Source organism: Kitasatospora sp. NPDC091257 (assembly GCF_044757675.1).
In the GTDB taxonomy this organism is placed as follows: Bacteria; Actinomycetota; Actinomycetes; order Streptomycetales; family Streptomycetaceae; genus Kitasatospora; species Kitasatospora lactacystinica.
In genome coordinates, this window is record NZ_JBIVVI010000685.1 from 1 (window position 1) to 5015 (window position 5015).

Annotated in this window: 5 protein-coding genes; 2 read left to right on the top strand and 3 right to left on the bottom strand. The window is 73.6% G+C overall.

Annotated elements, in window-relative coordinates; all coding sequences use genetic code 11:
- Positions 1-24 precede the first annotated feature (24 nt).
- Positions 25-1323 carry an ABC transporter substrate-binding protein gene (locus tag ACIQOV_RS27240; protein WP_401052862.1) on the bottom strand — a complete coding sequence of 433 codons (1299 nt, stop codon included), beginning with the start codon at positions 1321-1323 and terminating at the stop codon, positions 25-27.
- Positions 1324-1497: 174 nt separating this feature from the next.
- Between ACIQOV_RS27240 and ACIQOV_RS27245 the strand changes: the two genes are divergently transcribed.
- Entirely contained in the window at positions 1498-2013 is a 516-nt protein-coding gene (locus tag ACIQOV_RS27245) for a hypothetical protein (protein ID WP_380538392.1), read from the top strand.
- Between the two features lie 110 nt (positions 2014-2123).
- On the top strand, positions 2124-2990 hold the full coding sequence (purU, locus tag ACIQOV_RS27250) for a formyltetrahydrofolate deformylase (protein WP_359902185.1): 867 nt from the start codon (positions 2124-2126) through the stop codon (positions 2988-2990).
- Positions 2991-3066: 76 nt separating this feature from the next.
- On the opposite strand, the gene ACIQOV_RS27255 is transcribed toward purU, so the two are convergent.
- Both ACIQOV_RS27255 and ACIQOV_RS27260 read right to left on the bottom strand, forming a co-directional pair.
- Positions 3067-4272 carry a zf-HC2 domain-containing protein gene (locus tag ACIQOV_RS27255; protein ID WP_401052867.1) on the bottom strand — a complete coding sequence of 402 codons (1206 nt, stop codon included), beginning with the start codon at positions 4270-4272 and terminating at the stop codon, positions 3067-3069.
- A complete protein-coding gene (locus ACIQOV_RS27260) occupies positions 4269-4847 on the bottom strand; it encodes a sigma-70 family RNA polymerase sigma factor (protein ID WP_401052870.1) in 579 nt (192 codons plus the stop codon). Before ACIQOV_RS27260 ends, ACIQOV_RS27255 begins: the two co-directional genes overlap by 4 nt.
- Between the last annotated feature and the right edge of the window lie 168 nt (positions 4848-5015).

The following is a 5015-nucleotide window of genomic DNA, read 5'->3' on the forward strand; positions in this document are numbered from 1 at the left end:
CTCTCTCGCCCCGGGCGGTCCGGGTCAGGCCGGCGGACGGCCCCCGGTGAGCGCCCAGCGGATGTCCACGAAGCCCGGCTGCTGCAGGGTCATCCGGCCGTTCTTGACCACCTGGTAGGTGACCCAGGTGTTCACCAGCCGCGGCGACCCGCCGCTGGGCAGCATGTTGGTGGTGCCCCAGTTGAGCGGCGGGGTGATCCCGACGTCGATGCCCTCCCCGCTGTCCAGCAGCGAGGAGACCGTCTTCGGGGTGACCGTCCGGCCGCCCTCCGCCAGCTTCTGCACCGCCGTCCGGAACACCTCGTACGCGACCCAGGTGGTCTGCACGCCCGGGTCGGAGACGTCGATGGGGTGCCCGCCGGTGGTGTCGGTGCGCACCACCGCGCGCAGCCCGTCCCAGATCTTCGCCGACTCCGGCGGGTACCAGCTGGTGACGTAGGCGCCGCCGAGCGGGCCGGAGTCGCCGCCGGTGGAGTCCACCACCGACTGCTGGACGCTGCCGATCACCGAGGCGATCCGGGTGTTCTTCGCGTTCAGCCGCCGGTAGGAGTCCAGCAGGTTGCCGGTCGGCTCGGCGGCCAGGGCGCTGGTGATGCAGTTGCCCGGCTCGTCCTTGCCGATCGCCTTGCGGATCACCGGGGTGTAGTCGGAGGACTGCTCGGGCGCCTTGACGTCCGTCAGCCTGATCCCGGCCGGCCGCAGGGCGGTGCCCAGGTAGCCGAGCAGGTTGTCGCCGGCCGGGGTGTCCGGGCGGACCAGGGAGACGGTCCGGCAGCCGGCGTCCACCAGCTGGCGGCCGTTGCCCGCGATCAGTGCCGGCATGCCGCCGTCCACCGGGTAGGACAGCGGGCTGGAGAACTCCGGCTGGGAGAGCCCGTAGCCGCCGATCAGCGGGATGCCGGCGCGCTCCAGCACCGGCATGAACGCCTCGCCCCACTGGCTGTAGGAGCCGATCACGGCGACCACCTTGGCGTCCACCGCCTGCTGGGCGCAGGCGCGGGCACCGTCCGCGGTGTTGTGCTCGTTGCAGGTGATCACGCGCAGCCGGTGGCCGTTCACGCCGCCCTTGGCGTTGACGTCCTGGCCGATGGCGGAGGCGAGCGCCGTCATGCCCGGGCGGTCGGCGGAGCCCGTGCCGGCCGGGGCCCAGGTCATCACGGTCAGGTCGTCGCCGGTGGTCGAGGCATCGGCCGGTCCGCCGCACGCGGAGGCCGAGAAGAGGGTGGGGAGCAGGGCCGCGGCGGTGGCGGCGGCTGCGATCGGGCGGCGGCGGCGCCGCCCGATCGGGGGACGGGCCTGGAAGGAGTCCCTTCGGCTGGTCATCGCTTTTCCCTCTCTGGGGCGCACTCCGGCGCACCGGAGCAAGCCAAGCCCCGGCGTCACAAGCCGAGAGGGCAGAAATGCGAACGGATGGCGAACGGCCGCCGAAATCCGGAGTGGTACGCGTGTAGATCGCGAGTGGAGCACGAACAGACGGGGAACGTACGATCGTTCACCATGTCCGCCAGCACAGATTCTTCGTATCGGTCCGCCCGAAACCCTTCTCGTCCGGGCCACCGCTCCAGCACGATGGGCGGCATGCCGCTCAACGACCTGCCCTGGTGGCGCTGGCGAGCCCGACTGCGCTCGGCGCTGCACATGCTGTCCGACCCCGGTTTCCAGCAGGAGACCTGGCTGACCGGCCGGGAGGGGTACGGCGACGTGACCGACGCCGTCTACCGCCTCGTCGAGGACACCTGGCTGGACCGCTGGTCGGCCGAGAAGTACATCGGGACGATCCTCCGCGACTCCGCCGAGGCCGCGCTGGTGGACGTCGCGGTGCTGCGGGCCGTGCAGATGCTGCACGAGGTCGGTGCGGACGCGCCGGCCTCCGCCTACCTCGGCCACCCCGGCTGGCCGGAGACCGTCCGGGCCGCCCGCGAGGCGCACGTCGTGCTGGCCTCGGGCGACGGGGACGACCCGGACGCGTCGCCCAAGTCGCTGGACGTGCTGCGCATCCTCACCCAGCTCTGACCCGCCGGACCGCCGCCGTCCCGCAGTACGGGCAGCGGGGCGGCGGGTGTCCGGGATGTGACACGCTGGACCATCCACGCACGTCACGACCTCAGAACGGGAAACTCCCAGTGGAACAGCAGCCGGTCAGCGCCCAGTACGTCCTCACGCTGTCCTGCCCCGACAAGCAGGGCATCGTCCACGCTGTCTCCAGCTACCTCTTCATGACCGGCTGCAACATCATCGACAGCCAGCAGTTCGGGGACGGTGACAGCGGGCTCTTCTTCATGCGGGTGCACTTCTCCGCCCCCGAGCCGGTCACCGCCGACAAGCTGCGGGCCAGCTTCGCCGCGATCGGCGCCTCCTTCGGGATGGACTGGCAGATCCACCCGACCGAGCAGCGGATGCGGATCGTGCTCATGGTCAGCAAGTTCGGGCACTGCCTGAACGACCTGCTCTACCGCACCCGGATCGGCGCCCTGCCGGTGGAGATCGCCGCGGTCGTCTCCAACCACACCGACCTGCGGGACCTGACCGAGAGCTACGGCATCCCGTTCCACCACATCCCGGTCACCAAGGACACCAAGGCCGAGGCCGAGCAGCGGCTGCTCGACCTGGTCGCCGAGGAGAACGTCGAACTGGTCGTGCTGGCCCGCTACATGCAGGTGCTCTCCGACCGGCTGTGCACCGAGCTGTCCGGCCGGGTGATCAACATCCACCACTCCTTCCTGCCGAGCTTCAAGGGCGCCAAGCCGTACCACCAGGCGCACGCGCGCGGCGTGAAGCTGATCGGCGCCACCGCGCACTACGTCACCGCCGACCTGGACGAGGGCCCGATCATCGAGCAGGAGGTGGCCCGGGTCACCCACGACGTCAGCCCCGACCAGCTGGTCGCGCTCGGCCGGGACGTCGAGTGCCAGGCGCTGGCCCGCGCGGTGAAGTGGCACAGCGAGCACCGGGTGCTCCTGGACGGGACCCGTACCGTCGTCTTCGCGTGACCGCTCCGCGCGGGTCGTTTCGCGTGACCGCTCCGCGCAGGCGTTTCGCGTAGGCGTTCGCGCGGACGGCGGGCCGCTACGGCCGGGAGAGCAGCGGGAGCGCGTGCAGCACCTCGCGGACCGCGGCCCGGTCGCCGTGCTCGCCGACCGGCAGCCGGTCCGGGTCGCGGTGCGCGGCGGCCAGCTGGCACAGCTCCAGGCCGTCCAGCACCATCGACGCCACCGGCTCCCCGCCGGGCGGGCCGCCGCTGCCGACGGCGGCGCCGTCGCCGTCCAGGGCGATCAGCCACTCGCCGCCCGCCGGGCCGTCGACCATCAGCCGCACCCGCCGGGCCGTCCGGGCCCCGCCCTCCGGCGCACCCGGCGCCCCGGCGTGCTCGGGCCGGGCCGCGCGCAGCCCGGCCAGTGCCCGGGGGAGCAGCCGGACCACCAGCTCCACCATCTGCCGCAGGTGCTGCGGCGTCGGCGGGTCGTACGGGTAGGCGACCGCCCGGGCCACGTCCTCGCCGTGCACGAAGCACTCGAAGGCGCGGTCCACGAAGGCGTCGCGCAGCGGCAGCACCGCGAAGCCGTAGTCGACCGGGGTGTTGCCCTGCGGCACGAGCGCGGCGCTGCGCACCAGGTCGTGGGCCTGCCGCCGCCAGCGGGAGCGCACCGACTGCGGCGCCAGGCCGGCCTGGTCGGCGATCAGCCGGACGGTGCGCGCGGTGACCCCGGCGTACCGGCCGCCCTGCGGCGGGACGCGCGGCACGGACGGTCCGGCGGCCGGCTCCTGCGGGGGCACCCGCCGCCCGGCCGGTGCGGCGGGCGGGCCCGGAGCGGCCGGCACCGGGTCGGGCAGGCCGAGTGCCAGCGCCAGGAAGCCGTCCACCGCGGTCAGGTGGCCCAGCACCTCGGCCGGGCGCAGCCGCTCGGTACCGCCGTGCCACGGCAGTTCCGCCACCTCCTGCCACTCCTCCGGGCCGAGGTCGCGCAGCAGCGCGTCGAGCTTGGCGGTCTCCGCCGTGTACGGCATGCCCCAGGCGGGGACGGGCAGTTGGGCCGGCCGACGGGCCAGGCACCAGTCGAGCACCTGCTGGCGCAGCGAGCCGGGCTGGTCCAGCGGCTCGTCCAGCGAGAGCCAGCCGGCGGCCTCGCGCAGCCGGGCCGCCTCCTCGGCGCACTCCCGGCAGTCGCGCAGGTGCTGCTCCAACTCGGCGGCCTCGCGGGCCGGGCAGGCGCCGAGGGCCCACGCGCCGAGCATCGAGCGCAGGGCGTCGTGCCGCTCCTCAGTGCTGCTCACGTCTCCCCGTTCCCGTCCCCGATGCCGTCCCCGGTGCCGTCCTGGCGGGCGCGTTCGTCGGCCAGTTCGGTGGCCAGCAGCTCCAGACCGAGCCGCATCCGCTGCTTGGCGGCCTGCTCGCTGATGCCGAGCAGTCGGGCCGTCTCGCGGTAGGTGCGGCCGTCGTAGTAGGTCACCGCGATGGTCTCACGCAGGGGTTGGGGCAGGGAGTCGACCACGTACTGCATCCTCGCGGCGGTGGCCACGGCGCGGATCTCGGCCTCCGCGCCCGGTGCGAGTTCGGTGGCCCGCCGGGCCCGCAGCCGTTCGACCGCGCGGTGGTGGGTCAGCGCGCCGAGCCAGGAGCGCAGGGTGCCCCGGTCGGGGTCGAAGTCGTCGGGGTGCTCCCAGACGTGGGCGAAGACCTCCCGGGTGAGCTGGGTGGCGGCGGCCTGGTCGGCGAGTATCCGTCCGGCCAGGCCGTGCACCATCGGTGCGAGCTGGTCGTAGAGTTCGCCGAGCGCCGTCTCCTCGCCGCGGGCGAGGCGGCGCTGCAACTGCTCGTCCCAGCGCGGGGTCCGCTCCGGGGTGGCCATCGGGAACCACCCTCCTGACCGGGTTCGCTGGCTTACCCAACGGTATCTTGCGGCCGGGTGGCGCCGGGGGCGATTGCGGCAAGAACGGAACCGTTCCTGGCGGATCACCCCTCCTCATGGATGTGCCTCCCGGCCCGGATCCCTCGCCCGGATCCCCGGCCCGGATCC